Annotated in this window: 20 protein-coding genes; 8 read left to right on the forward strand and 12 right to left on the reverse strand. The window is 42.8% G+C overall.

Annotated features, from left to right (window positions below):
• Positions 1-220: 220 nt before the first annotated feature.
• Both ACHUFI_RS14650 and ACHUFI_RS14655 read right to left on the reverse strand, forming a co-directional pair.
• Positions 221-2,521, reverse strand: a complete 2,301-nt coding sequence (locus ACHUFI_RS14650; RefSeq protein ID WP_394250514.1) for an ABC transporter permease — start codon at positions 2,519-2,521, stop codon at positions 221-223.
• A gap of 132 nt (positions 2,522-2,653) precedes the next feature.
• Entirely contained in the window at positions 2,654-3,328 is a 675-nt protein-coding gene (locus tag ACHUFI_RS14655) for an ABC transporter ATP-binding protein (protein WP_394250366.1), read from the reverse strand.
• Here ACHUFI_RS14655 and ACHUFI_RS14660 point away from each other — a divergent pair.
• The 5 genes from ACHUFI_RS14660 (at position 3,327) to mrdA (ending at position 11,149) form a co-directional block, all read left to right on the forward strand.
• Complete coding sequence (locus ACHUFI_RS14660; RefSeq protein WP_394250368.1) at positions 3,327-3,932, forward strand: arylesterase; 606 nt, start codon at positions 3,327-3,329, stop codon at positions 3,930-3,932. The genes ACHUFI_RS14655 and ACHUFI_RS14660 overlap by 2 nt on opposite strands.
• Positions 3,933-4,014: 82 nt before the next feature.
• Positions 4,015-5,214 (forward strand): enoyl-ACP reductase FabV, encoded by a 1,200-nt coding sequence (fabV, locus tag ACHUFI_RS14665; RefSeq protein ID WP_394250370.1) that lies wholly within the window; start codon positions 4,015-4,017, stop codon positions 5,212-5,214.
• 179 nt (positions 5,215-5,393) lie between these two features.
• Positions 5,394-7,307 carry a sensor domain-containing phosphodiesterase gene (locus ACHUFI_RS14670; protein WP_394250372.1) on the forward strand — a complete coding sequence of 638 codons (1,914 nt, stop codon included), beginning with the start codon at positions 5,394-5,396 and terminating at the stop codon, positions 7,305-7,307.
• Positions 7,308-7,392: 85 nt separating this feature from the next.
• Positions 7,393-9,048 (forward strand): P-loop domain-containing protein, encoded by a 1,656-nt coding sequence (locus tag ACHUFI_RS14675; RefSeq protein ID WP_394250374.1) that lies wholly within the window; start codon positions 7,393-7,395, stop codon positions 9,046-9,048.
• A 223-nt stretch (positions 9,049-9,271) separates the two neighbouring features.
• On the forward strand, positions 9,272-11,149 hold the full coding sequence (gene mrdA / locus ACHUFI_RS14680; RefSeq protein ID WP_394250376.1) for a penicillin-binding protein 2: 1,878 nt from the start codon (positions 9,272-9,274) through the stop codon (positions 11,147-11,149).
• A gap of 108 nt (positions 11,150-11,257) precedes the next feature.
• Here the strand turns inward: mrdA and ACHUFI_RS14685 are convergent, their stop codons facing one another.
• From ACHUFI_RS14685 to ACHUFI_RS14700, 4 genes are all read right to left on the reverse strand, one after another.
• Positions 11,258-11,875 carry a DNA-J related domain-containing protein gene (locus ACHUFI_RS14685; RefSeq protein WP_394250378.1) on the reverse strand — a complete coding sequence of 206 codons (618 nt, stop codon included), beginning with the start codon at positions 11,873-11,875 and terminating at the stop codon, positions 11,258-11,260.
• Positions 11,876-12,024: 149 nt separating this feature from the next.
• Positions 12,025-12,864, reverse strand: coding sequence for an isopenicillin N synthase family dioxygenase (locus ACHUFI_RS14690; RefSeq protein ID WP_394250380.1), 840 nt, complete (start codon positions 12,862-12,864; stop codon positions 12,025-12,027).
• A 371-nt stretch (positions 12,865-13,235) separates the two neighbouring features.
• Positions 13,236-13,565, reverse strand: a complete 330-nt coding sequence (cutA, locus tag ACHUFI_RS14695; RefSeq protein WP_394250382.1) for a divalent-cation tolerance protein CutA — start codon at positions 13,563-13,565, stop codon at positions 13,236-13,238.
• A complete protein-coding gene (locus ACHUFI_RS14700) occupies positions 13,558-14,493 on the reverse strand; it encodes a LysR family transcriptional regulator (RefSeq protein ID WP_394250384.1) in 936 nt (311 codons plus the stop codon). The genes cutA and ACHUFI_RS14700 overlap by 8 nt, the downstream gene beginning before the upstream one ends.
• Before the next feature lie 190 nt (positions 14,494-14,683).
• On the opposite strand from ACHUFI_RS14700, the gene ACHUFI_RS14705 reads away from it, so the two are divergent.
• Positions 14,684-16,321 carry a glycoside hydrolase family 13 protein gene (locus ACHUFI_RS14705; RefSeq protein WP_394250386.1) on the forward strand — a complete coding sequence of 546 codons (1,638 nt, stop codon included), beginning with the start codon at positions 14,684-14,686 and terminating at the stop codon, positions 16,319-16,321.
• Positions 16,322-16,389: 68 nt separating this feature from the next.
• Here ACHUFI_RS14705 and ACHUFI_RS14710 read toward each other — a convergent pair whose 3' ends face one another.
• The 5 genes from ACHUFI_RS14710 to ACHUFI_RS14730 form a co-directional block, all read right to left on the reverse strand.
• The gene (locus tag ACHUFI_RS14710; RefSeq protein ID WP_394250388.1) at positions 16,390-16,641 is read right to left on the reverse strand and encodes a hypothetical protein; all 252 of its coding nucleotides are present in this window, start codon (positions 16,639-16,641) and stop codon (positions 16,390-16,392) included.
• Between the two features lie 10 nt (positions 16,642-16,651).
• Positions 16,652-17,527 carry a DMT family transporter gene (locus tag ACHUFI_RS14715; RefSeq protein WP_394250390.1) on the reverse strand — a complete coding sequence of 292 codons (876 nt, stop codon included), beginning with the start codon at positions 17,525-17,527 and terminating at the stop codon, positions 16,652-16,654.
• Complete coding sequence (locus tag ACHUFI_RS14720; protein WP_394250392.1) at positions 17,524-19,218, reverse strand: SgrR family transcriptional regulator; 1,695 nt, start codon at positions 19,216-19,218, stop codon at positions 17,524-17,526. The genes ACHUFI_RS14715 and ACHUFI_RS14720 overlap by 4 nt, the downstream gene beginning before the upstream one ends.
• 100 nt (positions 19,219-19,318) lie before the next feature.
• Positions 19,319-19,552, reverse strand: coding sequence for a DUF3389 domain-containing protein (locus ACHUFI_RS14725; protein WP_394250394.1), 234 nt, complete (start codon positions 19,550-19,552; stop codon positions 19,319-19,321).
• Between the two features lie 33 nt (positions 19,553-19,585).
• Positions 19,586-20,011, reverse strand: coding sequence for a hotdog fold thioesterase (locus tag ACHUFI_RS14730; RefSeq protein ID WP_394250396.1), 426 nt, complete (start codon positions 20,009-20,011; stop codon positions 19,586-19,588).
• A gap of 82 nt (positions 20,012-20,093) precedes the next feature.
• On the opposite strand from ACHUFI_RS14730, the gene ACHUFI_RS14735 reads away from it, so the two are divergent.
• Positions 20,094-20,885: a M48 family metallopeptidase gene (locus ACHUFI_RS14735; RefSeq protein ID WP_394250398.1), complete on the forward strand. Its 792-nt coding sequence runs from the start codon at positions 20,094-20,096 to the stop codon at positions 20,883-20,885.
• 74 nt (positions 20,886-20,959) lie between these two features.
• Here ACHUFI_RS14735 and ACHUFI_RS14740 read toward each other — a convergent pair whose 3' ends face one another.
• A complete protein-coding gene (locus ACHUFI_RS14740) occupies positions 20,960-22,042 on the reverse strand; it encodes a site-2 protease family protein (RefSeq protein ID WP_394250400.1) in 1,083 nt (360 codons plus the stop codon).
• 358 nt (positions 22,043-22,400) lie between these two features.
• Between ACHUFI_RS14740 and ACHUFI_RS14745 the strand changes: the two genes are divergently transcribed.
• Positions 22,401-23,657: an outer membrane protein transport protein gene (locus ACHUFI_RS14745; RefSeq protein ID WP_394250402.1), complete on the forward strand. Its 1,257-nt coding sequence runs from the start codon at positions 22,401-22,403 to the stop codon at positions 23,655-23,657.
• The last annotated feature ends 9 nt before the right edge of the window (positions 23,658-23,666 follow it).

Here is a 23,666-nt window from a genome sequence, read left to right on the forward strand (position 1 = left end):
AGGTCTTAGTTTGTCAGTGCTAAGACCAGTGAAAAAAAACTGAATTTATTTCTTGACTCAATCCTAACATTTCAGATTTTTGACCATACAATCATGCCCTATTTTGCCCGAAGTGGCGCGGAATAAAGCCTTGCGTAGAAGCCTTAAATTTTAACTAATGAGTTATCCCTAAAGTTATCCACCGATTTTGTGGATAACTGTTGATAACGTTGTTTTGATTTTACGCAAAGTCTTTATTTACAGGGACTAGCAGGCGTTTTAGAAGGCTGTTAACGACGGCTGCTAATGTACAAAATGTTAAGATTGGTAACACTATCCACAGAGTTGGGTGCAGTGATGGTGTTAACTCAAACCCGTATTTCATTACACTTGCAACACTCACTTCGGCTCCTAAGCTTGCAATGCAGCCTGCAATTAATGCCATTAGTCCATACTCTGCCCAAACCGTGTTCAGAATTCGTTTCTTACTCGCGCCTAAAGTCCGATATAGTCGGATTTCTTGTTGACGTTGCGAGAGACTTAATCTGAGTAGAGTAAAAATAAGCAGTAAGCCAGCGACTACTCCTAACCCCGCAAGTACCGTAATCGACCAAACGATTTGTTGTAGTAGCTGCTGAATTTTACTGCCCATAATACGGATATCCATAAGGCTAACTGTCGGGTGATTTCGCGATAAGTCGTTAAGTAACTTGTTGTGCTGATCATCTATCCTAAAGCTTACTAGCCAAGTCGAAGGGATTTTACTTAATACATCAGGTGTAAAGATAAAGTAGAAGTTTGGTTTCATTGCTCGCCATTCTACTTTACGGATGGAGTTAGCGATCGCCGTGAACTTTTGGCTATTGATCGTAAAGGTCAATTCATCACCAATCTTAATGCCTAACTCTCTTGCAACTTCCGATTCTATTGATACCCCGTTTGTTGAAGTCCAGTCACCAGACAACAGGTCATTGTAATCTGGGAGAGCTTCGCCCCACGTAAAGTTGATTTCGCGTTTAAGTGCGTCTGTATCACTGGTGCTCGCTTGCTTCGCATATTCTACCGCCTCTACACCGTTAATCGATGTGAGTCGTCCTCGGATAATTGGGTAGGCTTCAGAACGTTCGACGTTTGCACTGTCTAACGTTTGCAAGTAGTTATCTTTTTCATAGGTAGCAATGTTAAGCGCAAACGCGTTAGGAGCGTTTTCCGGCAATGTTTGCTGCCAATCAGTCAAAAGATCGGTTCTTACCAGCCAAATGATTGAAAGGAGCATGAGAGACAACGCTAAGGCACCAAATTGAATACTAGTGGCAAAAGGCGAACGGTTGATTCTGCTCAGAGCTAAGCGCATTGATGTAGAGACTGGAAGTTTGGCTATCCCTCTTAGTAGAAGCATACTTACTAGAGCCAAAACACCAAAGAGCAACGCAATGCCACCAATTACGATCCAAACTAATAGGTTATCACCGTATACCAAAAGCATCGGTACGGTGGGCACGAGTAACAGGCTATATTTCCACTTACTATCTTGATTAGAATGCCCAGTCTGGATAACGCTGGCAGCTGAGGTGTTGATCAAGCCAATCAATGGGATTCCTAGAGCTGGGATGCCTATCAATATACTAGAGATAATCGACATTAAAGCAGGCTGAAAACCATAAGCTGGCAGTGGGCTCGGGAGAAGATCTGCCAACGGAATGCGTAATAGTATTTCTAATCCAATACCAATGCTCACTCCTAAAATGGCGGCAATTGATACAAGAAGTAGCACTTGAATCGTCAGCCAACGAATAATCCATTGTCTGCTCGCTCCTAAGCTTTTGAGCATAGCGATGGTCTTTTTACGGCTTGCTACATAATGCTGGCATGTCAGCACAAGAGTTGTTGCCGCCATAATGACAACGATCGCCACGGTCAAAGAAAGGTATTGTGTGGTTTTCTCGAACATTTCGTTAGTGCGGCTAGCAGAGTCTTGATCTCTCCATCGGTCACTTGCAGTAAGCTCTACTGTGTCCTTAATGGTTTGGATTTCATTATCATCCCCTGCTAGGAATAATCGATATTGGACGCGGCTACCTAGTTGAATCGCACCGGTTTTCTCTACGTCATTTTGGTGGATAAAAGCCGATGGCATTTGCTGAAATGGATTAAAGCTAAGCCCAGGCTCCTTAGTAATACGACCAGAAATAACAAAGTCAGCATCACCAATTGTGACATTGTCACCAATGTTAACCTCCAACTGAGCAAATATACGTTCATCTAGCCATAATTCTCCCTCATTGACTTGGTGTCTTTCTTCACTTTGGCTAGTTAACACCATTTCTCCTAATAGTGGATACGATGTATCTACTGCTTTCACCGTGATCAACTGCATGCTGCTATCACTAAATGCCATGGTGGAGAAACGAGTTAATTTAGACTGATTGAGAGAAGAACGATCCGTCAGTTCCAGTAAAGGTTCGGGAAGAGGATTAGCTGAAATAAAAACGCTGTCTGCAGTTAGAGCATCTTTACCCTGCTTCACGATGACTTGCTCCATGCGCTCAGCCAGTGCCGTTAACGCAAAAACGCAAGCAATGATAAGTGTTAATGCGATAGACACCGGCCACAACTGACCGTGACGTATTTCTTCTACGCTCCATGAGAAGAGTCGTTTATTTAGTCCGTTCATTTACGACTCCTCCAAATGTCCAGATTGCATCGTCAAAGTCCGTTGGCAACGCTGGGCTAACTTGGAATCGTGAGTGACCAGCACTAACGTAGTGCCATGTTTAGAGTTGAGTTCAAAAAGTAGCTCAATAATTTTAGTCGCGGTTTGCTGGTCCAAGTTACCTGTCGGTTCGTCGGCAAATAAAATTTTAGGCTTGATCATAAAGGCACGAGCTAGCGCAACGCGTTGTTGTTCGCCTCCAGACAACTGAGATGGGAGGTGATCGATTCGATTTTTCAATCCGACTGACTCTAGTAGCTCCTTTGCTCGTGCGGTATCTTCTTTTTCGCCTTTTAACAGACAAGGAAGCGTTACGTTTTGTAAGGCGGTGAGGCTTGGAATTAACAAAAAGCTTTGAAATACAAAACCTACGGATTCGCTTCGAATTGCTGCGCGCGCTTCATCATCAAGTGATGAGAGTGGCTTGCCAAGCAGGTTAATTTCTCCGCTAGTTGGGACGTCGAGCCCTGCGAGCAAAGTCATCAACGTTGATTTACCTGCTCCGGATGTACCAACAATCGCAACGCTTTGCCCTTCAAGAATATCCAAACTGACGTCTTCTAGGATTGTTAATTGTTCTTGATTAGTGGAAACTAGTTTGGATACAGATTTGGCTTTTATTATGGATGTATGCATGACGCGACTGATTTCCTTATTTCTCGTTTTATTATTTTCTACTCATACTTTTGCACAAGCGCAAACACTTCTGGTATTGGGTGATAGCCTAAGCGCTGGCTACAACATGGAGCTAGAGCAAAGTTGGCCGACATTACTCCCTAAATCGCTTGAAAAACATGACCATAGCGTCGAAGTGATCAACGGCAGTATTTCAGGTGATACGACAGGTAATGGATTAGCCAGACTTCCTCAGTTACTTTCAGAACACTCACCTAACGTTGTTCTTATTGAACTTGGTGCTAACGATGGCTTACGAGGTTTCCCACCTAAGCTTATCGAAAGTAACCTTCAACAAATCATTCATCAGGTTGAGCAATCGGGTGCAAAAGCTGTGCTAATGCAAATACGTATACCGCCAAACTACGGAAAACGCTATAACCAAATGTTTGAAAACGTATTTCCATCAATAGCTGACCAAACAAGCACTCCATTAATTCCATTCTTTTTAGAGCAAATTATTCTTAAAGATGAATGGATGATGAGTGACGGACTTCACCCTGAGCCAGAGGCTCAACCTTGGATTGCTGATTTCGTGGCAGAAAAATTATACCAGTATCTTTGAGTTATACGTGTCTAGCTCAATAAAGTTTACATAGCTTTACGCTAGCCTAGATGCATATCACCCGTTTTATGTAAGGTTATTTATGCTAATTGAACCAGTAATTAAAGGCGTAGTCGCAAAGAATGCACACCCTGTAGGCTGTCATGAAGCCGTAAAGCAACAAATCCAATACGTAAAAAATGCCAACCCAATCAAACAAGGGCCAAAAAGAGTTCTTATCATTGGTGCTTCGTCTGGTTTTGGTTTAGCGGCAAGGATTGCTCTAGCTTTTGGTGGTGCGCAAGCTGACACAATTGGGGTTTCTTTTGAAAGAGGTCCAAGCGAAAAGTCATTTGGTAGTGCGGGCTGGTATAACAATATTTTCTTTAAGCAAGAAGCAGAAAAAGAACAAAGACTAGCTGTTAATATTGTCGGTGATGCCTTTGCTAATGATATTCGAGAACAAGTTGTAGAAGCGATAGAAACGTATTTTGAAGGTGAAGTAGACCTTATCATCTATAGCTTGGCTGCGGGCATGCGTCCTAAAGATGAATCGGGAGAGTTCTGGCGTTCTGCCATCAAGCCGATTGGTCAGTCTGTCACTGGCGCGACTATTTCCCTTGAAGACGATTCTTGGGGCGAAACAACAATTAATGCCGCAACGCTTGAAGAGGAACTCGCTACTCAGAAGGTCATGGGAGGCGAAGATTGGGAAAATTGGATTGATGAGCTGATCAATTCAGAGTCTATTGCGGATGGTTGTAAAACTATCGCTTTCTCATATGTAGGACCAGAAATTACCCACCCTATTTATCTTGATGGCACACTAGGACGTGCAAAAATAGATCTTCACCAAACTAGTCATGCCTTAAATTTGAAGCTCGCTAACTTTAATGGCAGCGCTTACGCTACGGTTTGTAAAGCTTTAGTGACAAAAGCAAGCGTGTTCATCCCTTCTCTATCTCCCTATATTCTCGCGCTTTATAAAGTCATGAAAGCTCAAGACAAACACGAGAGCTGTATTGAACAGATGCAGCGACTCTTTAGTACCAAACTGTATGGTCAAGAACTAGTACCTTTGGATGGCGAGCGTTTATTGCGTATGGATGAATGGGAGCTTGATCCAGAAATCCAGAAACATGTGTCTGAGTTGCTTGAAACGATGGATGAGAGCAACTTCACTCATGTTGGAGACTACGAAGGCTTTAAGAAAGAGTTTATGCAACTCAATGGATTTGGATTGGCTAATGTCGATTATTCACAAGAAGTGGATATTGATAGTTTTATAAAGCTAACCCCTTGAGGAGTGGAAGGTCTCATAAGTGAGATCCCTGTCAAACTCTATAAGCCTTGGTGAATTTGCTGAGGCTTTTTCGTTTTCGCTTTCTTATACTAAAATTATTACGGAACAACGTCGTCATTAAATCTTACGCAACTCAACACAGGAAGTGTTTTTAATCGCGTCAAGGAATGAGAGCTAATATGACAAAAATTAATACAATAGAATTAGATATTCCTGAAGACATGAAGGAAGGTTGGGAAAATATTGTCGACTTACTTGCACAAATCACGAAAGTCCCAGCCGCATTGATCATGCGTGTTCATTCTGAGTCCATCGAAGTCTTTTCAACAAGTAATAGCGAAGGGAACCCATATAGCCAAGGTGATTCGGAAGGTTTAGGCAATGGTCTATATTGTGAAACCGTACTGGAAGAGAAAAGTCGCCTTAAAGTCCCTAACGCTTTATCAGATCCTGATTGGGAAGATAATCCAGATATAGCACTCGGAATGATTTCATATTGTGGTATTCCCCTGCTTTGGCCTAATGGTGAATCATTTGGCACCATATGTATTTTGGATAACAAAGAAAATCATTACACGCCAACCTACATCAAATTGCTTGAAAGCTTTCGTATTTCAATAGAATCGCAACTCACTACTCTCTATCAACACGCAAAGCTTCAGAACCTAAATAACGAACTTAAAAGCCGTGTTCACACAAGAACCAAAGATCTTGCCAGTTTGAACTATTCGTTAAATCAAGAAATCGATAAACGTAAGGCGGCCGAACAAAAAATCTCGTACCAAAAAAGTCACGATTTAGGCACCGGTTTTTTTAATCGAAACGCGTTTGAAAGCCAACTTAATCACTTGCTTTTACCGTCACAAACCAAATCGAATCGCTCAGTAGCGGTTGTTCATATTGGCTTTACAAATGGGCGACGTATCCAGTCACGGTATGGTTATGAAGGGCTAGATAAAGTACTGATAGAATACCGTGAACGCCTAGGCTGTATTGATGATATTGAAGTCATTACTGCCCGGCCAACCTCGGTAGACTTAGCCATTGCCTTCAGCGCACCAGACCTACAGCATCGTCTTGATGAGCTATGTAAACATCTTGTCGAAATTGGGCATTCTGAATTTTTAATTGATAACGACAAAGTTCACTTACATGCTTTCATCGGCATTGCAGTAAGCCATAAAGGGCAAGAAGCCTCATCACTTCTGCAAAACTCAAGTGAAGCCATGCTTGCTTGCAAAGATTCAGGGCAGAAGTACGCCTACTATTCTCAATCACACACCGAAAACCAAAGTCATATTAACCAGCTTGAGAGCTATTTACTTCAAGCGGTAAGAAATGACGACTTAATGCTGTATTTCCAACCCAAGGTTTGCCCGGTTTCTCACAAGTGGATCGGAGCAGAAGCGCTCTTGAGGTGGCGTCATCCAGTACTTGGCGACATTTCTAATGAAACACTTATCCATATGGCGGAGCAAAATGGATTGATATTTGAAGTGGGCAGCTTTGTACTAAGAGCGGCGATTGAAAAAGCCAAAGAGTGGTCGAATTATGTTGATGATTTTAAAATGGCCGTTAACGTTTCTGCGATTCAGCTGAAAAACGCACAGTTCTCTGAACAAGTTACCCACCTTTTAGATACCTATCACTTACCGCCTCATTTTTTAGAGCTTGAAGTGACGGAAAGTGGCCTAATCGCTGACGAAGTCGTCGCTAAGAACACGCTTGAAAATCTTCACGAAATAGGGGTGACATTGTCACTTGATGATTTTGGGACTGGCTATGCATCCTTTAGTTACCTTAAGAAATTCCCCTTTGATTCGATAAAAATTGATAAGAGCTTTATCGACCAAATGCATAAATCTGATGATGATGTAGAAATCGTTCGCTCAATCATTCAAATTGCAAAAAAACTGGATTTAAAAGTAGTTATCGAAGGGATTGAATCTGAGTCTCAAGAGCAGTTTATCATTGAAGAAGGCTGTGAAGTTGGACAAGGCTATTTATATGGAAAACCCATGCCCTGCCAAGAGTTTGAGCATAGTTTAATCAATCAAAACTACCTGGGTACTGCTCAATATGCCTACACTTAGAAATTAACCTCAGTTTCTCTTTACTCTATAGGTGGCGGTTTCTATAATCGCCGCCTTTCTCTTTTATAATTAGGCACACATCGTTATGGATCAGTTGACTGCAAAGCTTAAAAAGCTCGAAAAACAGAACTACCGCGCATATCAACAAATTAAAGGTCAGTACGACTTCGGTGATTTCGAATTGCATGTTGACCATATTCAAGGTGACCCATACGCATCTGCTTCTCGCTTCCGTGCTACGCGCGCTTGGTCGCTGACTGGTTTAGAGTGGCTTCGAGGTAAATCTCAAGCTTATCAAGTCGCCGCACGTGATTTTATTGCTCGCAGTTTTGCCGAATTTGCCAAGCAAGAATCAACAGTCTCAATTGCTCTAACCGGTCAGACGGTTTTAGACAACACCGCCGTTGTCTTCACCGACGAAGGCATTGAACTGAGATTCCGTATCAACCTGCCTGCCGACGGCCGTAGCATCTTGGCAAAAAAAGCGATTAACATTATCACTTTCTACCTACCTAAGTTTATTCGTCGTGCCACATTGGAAAGAGAACTGGATTTTGATGCTTTGGTGGAACATTGCCAAGTTATTGAAGATCAAGAAGCGCTACGTGCTCAGTTAGAACAACATAATCTTGCGGCATTTGTGTCGAATGGCAGTGTGCTTCCACGTATTGCCGGTAACTGTGATCTTCCAATGAAGGATGCGGTTGCATTTGAAGCGCCGGAATCACTGACTGTTACTTTGAAAGCGCCAAATAAAGGCGAAGTTAAAGGCATGGGTATTCCTAAAGGTATTACCTTGATTGTTGGTGGTGGCTTCCACGGCAAATCTACGCTGCTTAATGCGGTAGAGCGCTCTATCTACAACCATATTCCAGGCGATGGCCGTGAAGGCATTGTGACCAACATTAACGCGATGAAGATCCGTGCAGAAGATGGTCGCTGTGTTCACCATTTGAACCTGTCTAACTACATTAATCATTTGCCTATGGGTAAAGATACTAGTGACTTCACGACTCAAGATGCATCTGGTTCAACATCACAAGCGGCATGGCTGCAAGAATCGATCGAAGCCGGTGTCCAAACTTTACTTATTGATGAAGATACATCGGCGACAAACTTCATGATTCGTGATGAGAGAATGCAAGCACTGGTAGCGAAAGGCGATGAACCGATCACTCCACTTGTTGATCGTATCGGCCAACTTCGTGACTCAATGGAAATCTCGACACTTGTGGTAATGGGTGGTTCTGGTGACTACCTTGATGTTGCTGATACCGTGATTCAAATGCACGACTATCAAGCGGTAGATGTCACTGAAAAAGCAAAAGAAGTGATCCTGCAGCACCCTACTCAACGCACCAATGAGTGTGAAAGTGAGCTAAGCACGTTTGTACCGCGTTCATTTAACCGTGCTGCGTTGATGAATATTTTGACTGACGGTAAGTTCCGTGTCAGTGCAAAAGGAAAAGATTCCCTGCGCTTTGGTAAAGAATTTGCGGATCTTTCCGCGTTAGAGCAGCTTGAATCGGTATCTGAAGTCAACGCAATTGGTTGGGCTTGGTTCCAATTCGCTCAACTACCAGGTTGGTCGAATAACCCAGCTAAAGAAATGGAAGCGCTGTTAGACACTGAATGGCACACTAAAATGCCTAACTACGGTGACTTAGCCAAACCTCGAACACTGGATGTAATGGCTGCTTTAAACCGCATGAGAAAGTCTCAGTTTAAGCCATCTATCTAATTTACCGATTTGATTATCAAAGCCTAGCTCGATGCTAGGCTTTTTTGTATCTAAACCGATCATAATAGTATCCGCAGTTGTCTGAACACCTTGGAATTTTTTAGTTAGTACCGATGAGATGGAAGGAAACTTGTGAACCTGACATAAGTTTTACAATCTGTTGAAAATATTCAGATAGAGTCATGGCTCACGAGTGTAACTAAATGTAACAAGGTGGAGTCTGGTGAAGCATCAACGTGTAAAGCTACGTGATCATAAGAGCGAAGTAAGGCTATTTAAAGGTCGAGTAGTCGCCGCGTTTTCAGGAATCTTATTACTGACGCTGGTACTTATTAGTAATCTATATCGTTTACAAGTTAACAATTTTGAAAACTATCAAACGCGTGCTGACGGCAATCGTATCAAAGTGCTACCCATCCCTCCTACTCGGGGCCTTATTTACGATCGAAATGGGAAACTTTTGGCGGAAAATAAGCTTGTTTATTCTCTCACCATGATTCCCGAGCAGACTCATGATGTGGAACAAATGCTTGAAAAATTGAACCGCATCATTCCCCTAACGTCTAGCGAAGTTAAAAAGTTCAAACGTGCGTATCGTAAAGTAAAACGTTTTAAGCCCGTGACTATTCTTGATAACTTGACGGAAGTTGAAATCGCGAAGTTTTCCGTTCATCAGTACCAGTTCCCTAGCCTGTCAATCGATACTAACCTTAAGCGCTTTTACCCAAATGGTGAAGTGCTCACACATGTACTTGGCTACGTCGCACACATTAATGACAGAGACTTAAAGCGACTGATAGAAGAAGGTAAAGACGCTAATTATCAAGCAACTCAAGTCATCGGGAAACTTGGTGTCGAACGTTATTATGAGGATGTTCTCCATGGACAAAAAGGCTATCAGGAAGTTGAAGTCAATAGTCGTGGCCGTGTCGTCAGAACCTTAGAGTATGTACCACCAGTGGCGGGAAAAGACATTGTTCTCAATATTGATCTAGAGCTTCAAAAATATGTGTTTGAGCAACTTGACCATCGCACTGGTAGCGCGGTCGTATTAGATCCTAAGGATAATAGTGTTTTAGCAATGGCTTCGAGCCCGAGCTATGATCCAAACCTATTTGTAGATGGGATTTCGAGTAGAAACTATCAACGTTTGTTGAATGACCCTGCTAGGCCGCTAGTCAATAGAACGACTTTGGGAGTCTACCCACCAGCTTCAACTATTAAGCCATTTATGGCGGTAGCGGGCTTACAGGAACATGTGATTGATAAGAGCACGGTAAGAAACGATCACGGAGTGTGGCGAATTCCAGGCTCTCGTTCGAATTCTAAAGCTTGGCGGGATTGGAAGCGTTGGGGTCATGGCCCCGTTGACGTGACTAAGGCGATTGAAGAATCTGTGGACTCATTTTTCTATCAAACCGCATTCGATCTCGGTATTGATCGTATTTCGACGTGGATGAATCGTTTTGGTTTTGGTGTGCCTACAGGCATTGATATCTATGAAGAAAGCAATGCGAACATGCCAACTCGTGAATGGAAAATGTCACGCTATCGAACTCCTTGGTATCAAGGTGATACGGTACCTATCGGGATAGGCCAAGGTTACTGGACCGCCACTCCAATGCAGCTAGCTAAAGCTACTTCAGTACTGGTGAATCATGGAAAAGTGATGCCTCCACATATCTTAAAGGCGACGCTTGATCATGGCGAAGATTTTGATCAGCAGGTCGCTATACCCGTTAATCCACTGCCATCGATTCATGAGGTGCAAGATAAGGTCTGGGATATTCCTATTAATGCAATGAGGCTTGTGAATCATGGCTCTCATGGAAGCGGTAGAAGAGCATTTAAAGGCGCAGACTATGTTAGTGGTGGGAAATCTGGTACTGCTCAAGTGTTCGATTTGGGTAAAGATCAGGTATATAACTCGAAGGAGCTGTCAAAGCATCTGCTCGACCATGCACTGTACACGGCATTTGCACCGTATAATGATCCCAAATATGTCGCGACAGTCGTGATTGAACATGGTAATGGTGGCTCGAAGGTCGGCGCTCCTTATATACGAAAGGTGCTGGACTACGCATTTTCACATTCGAGTTAGCAAAGCCTGCGTTGTTCAAACCACAAAGTCGTTTGTTTGGTTTAGATGTTCCAGTAAAAAGAGCCTCATCGTAGTGAAGAGGCTCTTAGTTAATACAAATATGACTTGCTAGTGTCTTAACACATTCCAAGCTTCGCACAAGGTACGAAACTTAGCAGTATTACCGTTATCTCTATCTGGGTGCCATTTGAGAGCGAGCTTTCTCCATCGCTTACGAATATCTGGCTGAGTCGCATCATGAGGCAATTCAAATAGGCTCAAGGCTTTGGCTCTATCCATATCGACGCCATTCGTACTACCAACAAACTTACGGTAGCGACTCCAAAACTCGTTGAGTAAGCGTTTCACTTCCCCTTCTTCCGCTTCATAGTTATGCCAATGGACATAGTAATCGCGCAGAGGATCTTCATGGTCAACAGCATGAGTTGAGGCTTGGTGACTAGGCATCAAGACAATGTCCATCGCGCAGACTTGTAACCAGTTGTCTGGGTAAAGTGTTTCCTGTAATTGGTATAACGCGTTCATGATAAGGAAGTTGCGTTTGAATAGGTCTTTTTCTGGCACGACATCCAATATAGGAACGAGTCCAAGTTCATTGAGATGCGCGGATAAGGTATGCACTTTCCAACCACTTGGCTGCTTACGCAATACTTCTAATATGGGCCACAGCAATGGGTTTTCCATATAAGTTTGAAAAGTTGCACTTACATTAAGATTTTCAGACATACCTAGTGATACCTTGGAGATGGGCTCTTTTAATTGAAATCTATTGTTTCGGGTTTGTCGAGTAGGATTCGAATTAGCTTTCTTTTTCTTGAACCAAGCAACAAAAAAGGCCAGCAAATGCTGACCTTTTAGATAACTCATAGGTTGAATTAGATAACGCCAAGTTCTCTTAGGCGCTCCATCAAGTATTCGTTCGCGGTGTACTTTTCAGATAACACAACTTCAGGTTTTGGGTGCAAGAACAAAGGAAGTGAAATACGAGACTTCTCTTGGCGTGCGCCTGTCGGATTGATTACTCGGTGAGTTGTCGATGGGAAGTAACCACCTGACGCTTCTTGTAGCATGTCACCGATGTTGATGATTAAGTTACCGAAATCGCAAGGTACGTCTAACCAATCGCCCTCTTGAGATTTAACTTGTAGCCCTGGCTCATTCGCCGCTGGAAGCACAGTAAGCAGGTTAATATCTTCGTGAGCAGCAGCGCGGATTGCGCCTGGCTCTTCATCACCTTGCATTGGCGGGTAGTGAAGAACACGTAATAGAGTTTGCTCACTGCCATTGATCATTTCAGATAATGCGATAGAGAATTTCTCTTGAACGTCTTTAGGAGCGTGCGCTTCAACCCAACCTAATAGTTCTTGAGCAAAAGCATTTGCACGTTGGTAGTAATCCAAAATCTGCTCTTTCAGCTGCTCTGGAATTTGACCCCACGGGTAAACGTGAAAATACTCTTTAATGTCTTTAACAGTGTGACCTTTTGCTACTTCAGAAACAGATGGTGGGAAGTAGCCATCTTGTGTTTCTACATTGTAGTGAAAGTCATTTTTCTGCTCAGAGATGAAAAATTGGTACCAATTTTCATAAATAGATTCCACTAGCTCTTTCGGGATCGGGTGGTTCTTTAAAACACCAAATCCAGTTTCGCGAAGTGACTTTACAAATTGTTCTGCTGCGTCGTCAGCAAGATAATCGACAGTTTCCAGTTTCATGACTTTCTTTCTTGTTTTGTAGTAATTGTGCGGTGATTTTAGAGTTGCTCATTGGGTAAATCAAACTTTAATGAAATGTGAAGTTTTGTTAGATGAAATTGTGCGCGTTTGGTTGGCTTTTCAACACAATTGGTAATGTCTATCACAATTGAACGACGTACAAAACCATGCAATAGTGGCCAAAACAAAGTAAGGGCTAAATTAATATCAAGTAAAAATACTGTTCTTCTCTATTTAATGGCGATATATAGCGCCATTCTTGCTTTTCAGCATTGGAGCCAGCATCAAGAGCGGTTTAGATTGCTGAAATCATTCCGGCGCCCTAGCCTCTTTATTGCTGATGCAAGTACAAGGGCGTTTTCGTCAATGGACTAACGGGTTAGTTGACTAATCCAACTAAGATAAGGGTTAAAACCGTCTGTGATCGGTAGTTGAACAATTTGTGGAATGTCATATTCATGTTGCTCACAAATCGATTGTTCTACTTCTCTGAATAAAGCGTTGGTCGTTTTTATCACTAGCAGTATTTCATTGTCGTTGCACACTTCCCCTTCCCATACGTAATGACTTTCAATTGGGATGGTTTGAATACACGCCGCTAATTTCTCGCTAAGTAATGCGTCGATAATACGCTTCGCCTGATCTGAGTTCGGTGCTGTCGTTAGAATGGCACTGTACTCGGTTATTGCTTGCTTAACCATTTAGTGTGTTCCTATAGCTTTGCTTGAATGATTCAATACATTCTTTAATCGGTTCCGAGAGTATTGAATCCTGCGTGTAAATACCTACATTTCCTATTTTGTATCGTTCTAACACCAACATCTTAATGCCTTTGGTCCCTAACCAGTTTTTGAGTTTGGACGTGTAAGGCATGATCGCATCAGTCGAGCTTAAAACATCAATGGCAGCATTGAGTGAGTCAATATCAAAGGTCACCCTGTTATCTTTAGGTTGCCCATTGCTGCTTTTAATCATCGCTTCATGTCTTGCATGATCTGACGTTACCCTTAAAAGTGGGTACGGTTGACTTTGTGCTGCTATCCAATCGTCTTGACCGCTCTTGGTGAAAGACTTGAACTTGTCGGGAACTTGATTCAGTAAGGGGTGACCGTCACGAACATAAAGCGCTTCAAACTCCTGAAACATTGGATGAAACCTAACGCTGTATTGCTGATTGAGCCCCTGAATCTCGTGCCCAATAAACATGTCGATATCGCCACACGCCAAAGCGTTCATCAAACTTAAGTTATTACCAAATTCGATATGCAAAGATTGAGGGTTTGAAGTGTTTTGAAGATTAATAAGTGAATCTCGAACAAATAGCTCCCACCATGCTTCACCTACCCCAAGTTTAAGCTTTCCTAGTTCCCTCGCTTTCATTTCTGAAAGATGGTGAATTAAGTGATCGTGCTCTCGCTTCTGCTTCAATACATGTTGGTGATAGTGCTTACCATATTCGCTGAGTTCAACGCCACGCGGATGGCGAACGAATAGCTCCACCCCAAGTTCAGTTTCAAGCTTTTTGATGGCACTCGTTAGCGATGGTTGCGCGATACCTAGCTTATCGGCTGCGGATTTTAGAGTGCCTAGTTCAGCAACGGATAAAAAATAGAGCTCAGACTTTTTCACAATGATGGGGATTCCTTTGTTAGGCTGGATATAGATTTTAATACAGATTAAATCATAATGGTTAGAAAATTATCGGGGGTTATATACGGTAGATATAGATTTAAACTATAACAATCCTTCTTAATTCTATTTTATTGCCCAATTAACAACGTCTATGATGCTTATCAGTGCATGAACGATGGAAAAGAAGATGAACTCAACTTGGTGGAAAAACGCGGTTGTCTATCAGATTTACCCAAGAAGCTTCTACGATTCAAACGGGGATGGAATTGGCGATATCGCTGGTGTGATATCCAAACTCGATTACCTTGCGCTTTTAGGTGTCGACGTAATCTGGCTATCACCTGTTTATAAGTCGCCAATGGATGACAATGGCTATGACATTTCCGACTATCAGGCGATTGCTGAAGAGTTCGGTACGTTAGAGGACATGAAGCGCTTACTGAATGAAGCAAAGGATCGAGGCATTCGTGTCATCATGGACTTGGTGGTTAATCATACGTCAGATGAACATACTTGGTTTGAGGAGGCTCGTAGAAGTAAGGATAACCCGTACCGCGACTTTTATATTTGGCGTGATGCTAAAGAAGATGGCAGCCCTCCTGATGATCAGGGTTCCATTTTTGGTGGTAGTGCTTGGCAATGGGATGAACATACTCAGCAATACTATTTCCATTTGTTTTCAAAAAAACAGCCTGATTTGAATTGGGAAAACCCTAAAGTTCAAACCGAAGTTCACAACATGATGAACTGGTGGATTGAGTTAGGTATTGGTGGTTTTCGATTAGACGTGATTGATTTAATCGGCAAAGAAATTGATAAAGGGATCACGGGCAATGGACCTAGGTTGCATCCACTGCTTCAACAAATGAACCAAGCGACATTTGGTGATAAAGACTTACTCACGGTTGGTGAAACTTGGGGGGCAACTCCAGACATTGCAAAACTGTATAGCGCGCCAAACCGTAACGAGCTTTCGATGGTTTTTCAGTTTGAGCACATCACGTTAACGTGGGAAAACGGAGATAAGTGGACCCCTTCACCTTTCAATGTTTCCGAGTTAAAGCGTGTGTTATTTAAGTGGCAATCTGAACTCGAACATACGGGCTGGAATTCACTGTTTTGGAATAATCACGATTTACCTCGTGTTGTATCTAAGTATGGTAATGACACTCAGTATCGGGTCGAATCAGCGAAGATGCTTGCTACGACACTCCATTTTATGAAAGGCACGCCATACATTTATCAGGGCGAAGAGATTGGTATGACGAACGTCAGTTTTGATGATCTTAGCGACTATAAAGATATCGAAACATTAAATTTCTATAAAGTGAAAACAGAAGCCGGAAAGAGCCATGACTCTATGCTTGAGGCTATTCACGAAAATAGCCGGGATAACGCGCGTACACCAATGCAGTGGACATCGGCTCGAAACGGTGGTTTTTCCGATGGTAACCCGTGGTTAGGCGTGAATAAAAATCATGTGTCGATTAATGTTGAAAGTGCATTAGACGACCCTAATTCGATTTTCTATCATTATCAGAATTTAGTGGCATTGAGAAAAACTGAGCCGTGTATCGTTGATGGCGGCTTTATGCCGTTACTTGAAAGTCATGAAGAGGTTCTGGCTTATATCAGACACGATGAACGCGATAGAATTTACGTATTCAGTAATTTTTCTGAAAAGAAACAAATAGTCACGTTACCTGAGTTGTTACAGAATCGTACGGTGAAATGTCTGTCTAGTAACTATAAAGCTATTGATGAAACAAGTGTGACATTGTCACTTAATCCTTACGAAACGCTCGCTTTAAAGGCTGTAGTTTAAGGGTGGTGCGTTAAAGATAGGTCGCTCAACTCTTATATAACACTGCAGTAAACTTCAAGGAAAGGTCATTATTTCATGGTGACCTTTCCGCCTATCATTTTGTAGGCAGGTGTACCGCGAACTAACGTGTCTCGTGCAAACTCCTGCTCACAGCTAGGGCAATGGCAAGATGTCTGAGTATAATCTTCGACGATCCTTTCTTTAAAGCATTTGACTAATGCTCCCTTCCCGCCTTTTCGGTATTTAAACAGTTGAGTTTTGCATTTCGCACATAATACTTGAACTGTCTTTGTCGGTTGCTTCTTATTTGGTTTTGCCATGTTCGTTTGGTTATTTTGAGTTTCGGTTTTGAATGGTAGGCGCGAGTATCACAATAGCGATACCAACTAAAATGATGGCTGCTGAAATTGTAAAGTGCAGCGTTAATGGTTCAGCTAAGAAAACCATTCCTCCGACGGTCGCGAATACTGGCACAGAAAGCTGTGATACTGAGGCAACAACGGTCTTGATTCGCCCCATCACCCAGTACCAAATTGCATATCCGATACCAGAGGCGACGCTACCTGATAAAACGGCGTAGATAACCCCTTCAGTCGTGAGAAAACTTGTACTCGAAAATACAGGGAACAGTATCAATGCCGCTGGAGTGGCTAGCACAAAATTGATGGTTGTTGATAAGAGTGGCTGTGAGCTCTCTTTGCCTTTTAACGTATAAACGCCCCAACTTATTCCTGCCAATGTCATCGAAATTAAAGGCAATACACCTGAGCTTTTATCAGTAGTACTTGGCAGAAGCAGATAGTTCAAGCCTATAACTGAGCTGGCTATTCCTATCGATTCTAACATTGAAAGGCGATTACCTTTCAGTACGTGATAAGTGATCATCGTAAATTGGACGGTGACAAACAGAATCAACGCCCCTAGCCCAGCTCCCAATGCAATATAGGCGTAGGAAAACCCAAACATATACACGAGTAATGCGAGTGTCGATATCGGGTTGAAATAGGAAGATATAGTTTGGCTTTCTTCGATTTTAGGTCTCATGACACTGATTAGGAATAATAGTGTCGCAGCGCCCGATACAATCCGTATTAAAGTAAAGCTGTAAGCATCGATGGTTTGATCTGCTAGCGCCCATCTGCACAGAACGGAATTCGCAGCGAATGCGATAAGCGCGACGAGCGTGTAGATGAGCGTTTTATTCATGAGTTATTGATTTCCGGTTTAACCCACACTTGGCTGAAATCGAACCAGCCTAGTGCATTACATTTGGCATTTTGCAGCGTTCCGCATTGGTCTTTATTGACGCCTAACCAACAGTGGAACATAGGTACAATTTGATTACTGCTAACCAGTTCTTTGCCTATTTCTCTAGCTGGGAACTGCTCAAACTCTCCGGACCTCCATCGATCCACAAGTTGGCACCACTGATCGAAATCGTCGAGTGGGCTCAGGTTTTGAACATCGCTGTAATCTAAAAGCCATCCGGCTAGCGCATCATTTCGGTTGTTTGCAATACCCATTGGTTTGATCCACACGTCCACATCTTCTGGTTTTGGGTGTGTATGATCATAGGTGATGAATTCAACCTCAATTGAGTAAGTCTTTAATATCGTCGCAATCGCCTTGGCAAGCGTCGGAAACATCGGATGCTGTGGCTGATACGCGACTGATATTTTTTTGTCCGTTTGTGGAACAAATACAGCATTGTTGGGCATTACGTCATACCAGCCAGGTTTTAATCCGTAGGCATGCAAAATCCCAAGTTCAATGACGGTCGATTGTGGAATATGAGCAAATAGATTCGACGCATTTAATGCATTAGATAGAAACTCTGCCCACTCCTTTTGTTTAGCTATGCCACTGCGCCTATTTAGCAGCAGATAAGTACATCCAGGATCAAGTCCAACCTCATCGCTAGAACCGCGGTCTGAAATGGTGGGCTTAGTCAGGCTAGGAAAAACCATCGAAGAATACGCTTCATCAACCACCCACACTTCGACTCTGTCCATTAGAGGCCGAAAGCCAAAGTACCCATCGAAGGCATGCAAAATAAGCCGTTTTTCGTTATTGACTTCGACTTTATATGGCCCAGTTCCGACTGGTTTAGTGTCGTAATCATCACTTCTTAAACTGTAAGGTAGAGTGATTTTGGCGTTAGATTCAGTGAGCGCTAATGGGAAGTATTTGTCGGGCCTTGTAAGGAAAACATCGACCACCCAAACCGCAGGTGATGTGACTTCCCTGATATGCGAAAACATGTTTAGAGATTCTAATTTCTCTAGGCACTCAACGACATGTTCAGTAATGAGCGGCTCGCCATTATGAAAACGAACGCCAGGTCTTAAATAGAAACGCCAGTGAGTGTCACTCAAAGATTGCCATGAATGAGCAAGATCGGGCTGAAGTTGGTCGTTATCGTCTAGTTTTGTGAGTCCACTAAAAACTTGGCACGCGATATGTTGCTCAGAACGACGCATCGACTTTAGCGGATCAAGCATGGATAGCGGGCGATAATAAGGCAATCGAACGACTTGTTCGCCCTCTTGATATTGAACCCCTAAATAGCCCTGAATGACCTGAGTTAGTTTAGCAGCATCACGGTCAAGTACCGTAAGCGCTTGGCCAATTTTTCCTTCTTCAAGGTAGCGTCGAGCAAGGTTCTCACTGACATCGTTTCGGTTACGTTTGAATTTCAGTTGAGAAAGCTTTCCTCGCCCAGCGGCTGGGAGCCACTCTATCCACCCTTCTTCGGCGAGCTTGTTTAAGACTATCCGAGCGTTACGGCGAGTGCAGCACAAGATATCCGTAATATCTTCAAGCTGGATGCCGGTATCTTTTCCGTCGAAATGTTCAAATAAGGTTTCAAACTGAACTCTAAGTCTTGGGCTACTCATAAAGAGGAAATCATAATCGAGAGAAGAATATTATAGTTTCCTCATTTTTATGAATTTTAGCAAGGTGGGAACGAAAATTAGAGTTCAGAAAGAAAGGGAATTACAGAATCGCTATGCCGATGGCGTCCGCCAGTACAGTGAGCTGTTCTTGATTGTCGAGCTTGATTGACCACTTACATTCTGCACCATTGACAGAAATAACATTCGCACCATTTCCGATTAGCTGAATAGCATCGGTTTGGGCTTGTAAGGTCACGCGATGTTCTCCGTCTAATCGAACCACAATTTCGTGAGGGGTAGCGATAATTTTTCCGCTTTTAAAATCTATAACCAAGGAGTTGCCTTCTCTAAATAAGTATTTGATAAGTTATCTTTTATGCTTTTTTACTGCGATGGTCAGTCGGCTAGTGCAGACTAAACGTCCACGCTCATCAGTAATATTGATTTGCCATACTTGAGTTGAGACACCCAAATGAATTGGCTTCGCCTCCCCTATCACATGCCCTTCGCGCATTGCTCTTACGTGATTGGCATTGATGTCTAAGCCCACACAAAACGAGTCTTCCGGAACACAATAATTGGCGGCTAACGAGCCTAGGGTTTCAGCGAGTACCACCGATGCGCCGCCATGTAACATGCCAAGAGGTTGATGAGTAAAATGGCAGACGGGCATGGTTGCGACCAGTGAATCTTCTGTAATTTGGGTATAAACAATATTGAGGTGCTCTATCAAAGTATTTTTGGAAGTAGCGTTAAGCGACTCTAAATCTAAAGGTTTTTTCCAAATACTCACGTATGAATCCTTAATCGTTGTTTTAGTTATCACGCCAGTTGATGTTAACATGGCTACCTATCGTAATATATGAGGATATTGTATGACGACATGGATAAAAGCATCTACCTTGCTTGCCGTCGTTGGCCTAACCGCCTGTAGTGCCTCTCCAACAGGACGCAACCAACTCTTACTTTTTTCTGACCAAGATATGTCTCAATTAGGGGCGACTTCTTTCGAGCAGATGAAGAAAGAGCAACCTATTAGCAAAGATGCAAAAACCAACGCCTATGTTCAGTGTGTGGCAAACAGCATCACTCAGCACATTCCTAAGCAGAAAGGATTCAGTGAATGGGAAGTTGTCGTCTTCGATAGCGATCAAGTCAACGCGTTTGCCCTTCCTGGCGGTAAGATTGGTGTCTATACCGGCCTACTGAAAGTTGCAGTGAATCAAGATCAACTGGCGACGGTGATTGGGCATGAAGTGGCTCACGTTCTTGCGGATCACAGTAATGAACGCTTGTCGCAATCTCAGATTGCCAATACTGGCCTACAATTAACCAGCATTGCGGTTGGTGCTTCAGAATACAAGCAATACCAAGGGGTGACGATGGCTGCTCTTGGGCTTGGCGTGCAGTATGGCGTTATCCTCCCATATGGTAGAACTCAAGAGTCTGAAGCGGATATTGTCGGGTTAGATTACATGGCGAAAGCGGGGTTCAACCCAAATCAAAGTGTCGATCTGTGGAAAAATATGGCAAAAGCCTCAGGTGGTAGCGCGCCTCCGGAGCTATTGTCGACACACCCTTCTCACAATACTCGTATTAAAGATTTACAGGCCACGATTAAAACTCTGCCTAACTATGGAACGCAGCGACCAAACTGCAAGGCATAGTGATACAGCAAAGAAAAAAGCCCAGATTCTTAATCTGGGCTTTTTCGTTAAACCTTGTACTCGAAAGCTTGGTGCTACGTACCCAATATTTGCATTGGTAAGCTAAGCAGCGCATCGCCTGTGGAAGCGAAATACCAAATGATCCCAATAAGGCCAGAGACCAAACTGACATACCAAAGAGTCGAAATAATTTGACCATATCTATCTAGTGGCAGTAAATGGCTATGATGACGGCCGCGCCATTCAATTAAGATCTCAATACTACCCATTATCAGTAAGAACCCAAACAATGTGAGGTTCAATTGATAGCTCAGTATTACCCCACCAATTGCCGCGATAACACATAACAAAATACCCAAAGTACTATTCATAGAGAAGCTAATACTTTTCAGTACATGTCCTCCATCTAATGGCAGAATCGGTAGTAAGTTAAATAGATTTAACAGTGCATTGAAAACGGCAAGCCCGGCAAAAAACATTTCTCCTGTCGCCCAGTACAATACTAGGAAAATGACGGACAAAATCAGACCAAAAAATGGGCCCATGATAGAGATCACCACATCTTGCCAGCGAGTGTTTATTTTCTCATCTGACAGGGCTAACCCGCCCAAAAACGGAATGAGATAAATGCCTTTGGTTTTCATACCAAAGTATTTCATCGCACGAATATGTCCATATTCATGAAACATTAAACAAGCGATCAGTGCGAGGGCGAATTGGATAGAAAAGAGCCAGGAATATGCGGCTAAACTCGCCGAGGCTAGGACGACTTTGATGAGCTTGGCACTTTTGAGTGCTTTCATACCTAACGAGATCAACCCAATTAAGCTAAAGCGTTTCTCAGCCACTGGCGCAACAACCGGTGTTTGTTGTTCGATATCTTTCGTATTTCTCGTGCCTTGCGCGATAACCTGATCGTTTACCAAAGCGGAATATTCCATCTCGAAAGGCTGCCACTGAACCTTTGAAGATACTTCACAGTGAAGCTCCTGCTCCCCATGCAATAGTTTGAAGTTGTGAGTCCGTTGCGCGTTTTCGTCTGAGTCTGCGTCGATTTGAGAAACTAAAGTATTATCCCAAAATAGTTGTTGCCAACCTGCCATCGACCCTTCTAAGCGAAGAGGTTTTCCCAGAAATTCTATAGCCAGTAATTCCAAGTTTTATTACCAATTGAGTGACGTAGAAAATGACGTCACATTATGCCGATTTGCTACATATTTTAAAACAGAAACTAAGATGTTAAAAAATAACCAGTTAGATGCATATTTAATCTAACTGGTTAGAAAAAATTCTGGTCACACCTCCAACCACAAATAAACCATTGATAGTATTTATAATATTGGTGGTAGAGTCGCGCGCTTTCGAAATATAAGTTCACAAAATGCAATCTGATTCTTTGACTTTTAAATAAACATAGAATTAACATGTTTTTTACATTTGAGCAGTATTTACTCTAAATGCTCAGAGTGGTTTTCCAAAATAATAATGAGATTTGATGCCCTAGGAGGGTCAAGGATGAAAACAGTACAACGCTCTCTACTGTCCGTTTCAATCCTGTTTGCTTGTAATATTCAGGCTGCAGGCTTCCAAGTAGCTGAGCATTCAGCATCTGGTTTAGGACGTGCTTTCTCTGGTGAAGGCGCAGTAGCCGATAACGCAAGTGTGCTAGCACGTAACCCTGCTGCGATGACTCTGTTTGATACAGCACAGTTTTCCGGTGCCCTATCGATCGTCGATCCTGAGGTTAATGTCTACGACAAGACCAATGATCAAAAATCAAATGATGTCGCTCCTATGCAGGTTGTACCTGCAGCTTATTACATTAGCCCGATCAATGACCAATGGGCTTGGGGTATCGGCATGTTTACAAATTATGGCGTTGCGACTGACTACCCTGATGATATTTATGCTGGCGATGTAGCTGGTGATACCTCTTTGTTATCGGTAAACCTGAACCCTAACCTTGCATATCGTGTTAACGATAAATTTAGTATTGGCGCAGGCGTAAACCTTGTGTACGCAGAAGCTGAACTCAATAGGCATGAAGGCGGAATTGGCGATATAAGCGGCCATCCTTACTCAACAAAATTAGTCAGCATGACAGGTGAAACAATTGCATTCGGTTGGAATGTTGGCGCATTGTACGAATACAACGAATCGAATCGATTTTCTTTTGCTTACCGCTCTAGCGTAGATCTGGATTTCGATGAAGGTAAATTTAATGACTACGGAAACGGTATAGTACAAGGCCCGAGTAACGAAACGACCGGACGCCTACAAATTAGCCTGCCGTCTATCTTTGAGATATCAGCGTTCCATCAACTTAATGATCAGTGGGCAATCCATTATGGGTGGCAGCGAACTGATTGGAGCACATTCCAAGAGTTAAAAGCGACAAGCTCCGAGTGTAATGATGGCACTGCTGGGCAATGTTTCTACAAGTCAGAAAAATACGATGACAATGATCGTTTATCTCTCGGTGCCACCTACCAACTTAATGCTGACTGGACTCTTCGTGCAGGTCTTGCCTATGACGAGCAAGCTGGCGAAGCTACTTTGAGTATTCCTGATAGTGATCGTTTTTGGTATAGCGCCGGCTTAACTTACGTAATGACACCTAACCTAACTATGGATGCTGGTTTTGCAATCGTTCAAAGTAAATCGGGGTCGTTTACTGAAGAAAATAAAGTTCCAGGAGACCCGGAGCTTGAGTTCGATGCAGAAGGCATCGCGTACATTTCTGCAGTTCAGCTGAATTACACATTTAACTAGTTAGGACAT

This window comes from Vibrio profundi (genome assembly GCF_043642225.1).
In the GTDB taxonomy this organism is placed as follows: Bacteria; Pseudomonadota; Gammaproteobacteria; order Enterobacterales; family Vibrionaceae; genus Vibrio; species Vibrio profundi_A.

What these genes read in the sequence shown, in the direction of transcription:
- cutA (WP_394250382.1), bottom strand. Translation starts at nt 13,565, where the DNA reads ATGGTTAAGCAAGCAATAACCGAGTACAGTGCCATTCTAACGACAGCA.
- ACHUFI_RS14670 (WP_394250372.1), top strand. Translation starts at nt 5,394, where the DNA reads ATGACAAAAATTAATACAATAGAATTAGATATTCCTGAAGACATGAAG.
- ACHUFI_RS14720 (WP_394250392.1), bottom strand. Translation starts at nt 19,218, where the DNA reads ATGAGTAGCCCAAGACTTAGAGTTCAGTTTGAAACCTTATTTGAACAT.
- ACHUFI_RS14735 (WP_394250398.1), top strand. Translation starts at nt 20,094, where the DNA reads ATGACGACATGGATAAAAGCATCTACCTTGCTTGCCGTCGTTGGCCTA.
- ACHUFI_RS14715 (WP_394250390.1), bottom strand. Translation starts at nt 17,527, where the DNA reads ATGAATAAAACGCTCATCTACACGCTCGTCGCGCTTATCGCATTCGCT.
- ACHUFI_RS14705 (WP_394250386.1), top strand. Translation starts at nt 14,684, where the DNA reads ATGAACTCAACTTGGTGGAAAAACGCGGTTGTCTATCAGATTTACCCA.
- ACHUFI_RS14660 (WP_394250368.1), top strand. Translation starts at nt 3,327, where the DNA reads ATGACGCGACTGATTTCCTTATTTCTCGTTTTATTATTTTCTACTCAT.
- ACHUFI_RS14685 (WP_394250378.1), bottom strand. Translation starts at nt 11,875, where the DNA reads ATGTCTGAAAATCTTAATGTAAGTGCAACTTTTCAAACTTATATGGAA.
- ACHUFI_RS14655 (WP_394250366.1), bottom strand. Translation starts at nt 3,328, where the DNA reads ATGCATACATCCATAATAAAAGCCAAATCTGTATCCAAACTAGTTTCC.
- ACHUFI_RS14745 (WP_394250402.1), top strand. Translation starts at nt 22,401, where the DNA reads ATGAAAACAGTACAACGCTCTCTACTGTCCGTTTCAATCCTGTTTGCT.
- ACHUFI_RS14675 (WP_394250374.1), top strand. Translation starts at nt 7,393, where the DNA reads ATGGATCAGTTGACTGCAAAGCTTAAAAAGCTCGAAAAACAGAACTAC.
- ACHUFI_RS14690 (WP_394250380.1), bottom strand. Translation starts at nt 12,864, where the DNA reads ATGAAACTGGAAACTGTCGATTATCTTGCTGACGACGCAGCAGAACAA.
- fabV (WP_394250370.1), top strand. Translation starts at nt 4,015, where the DNA reads ATGCTAATTGAACCAGTAATTAAAGGCGTAGTCGCAAAGAATGCACAC.
- ACHUFI_RS14710 (WP_394250388.1), bottom strand. Translation starts at nt 16,641, where the DNA reads ATGGCAAAACCAAATAAGAAGCAACCGACAAAGACAGTTCAAGTATTA.
- ACHUFI_RS14650 (WP_394250514.1), bottom strand. Translation starts at nt 2,521, where the DNA reads ATGGAGCAAGTCATCGTGAAGCAGGGTAAAGATGCTCTAACTGCAGAC.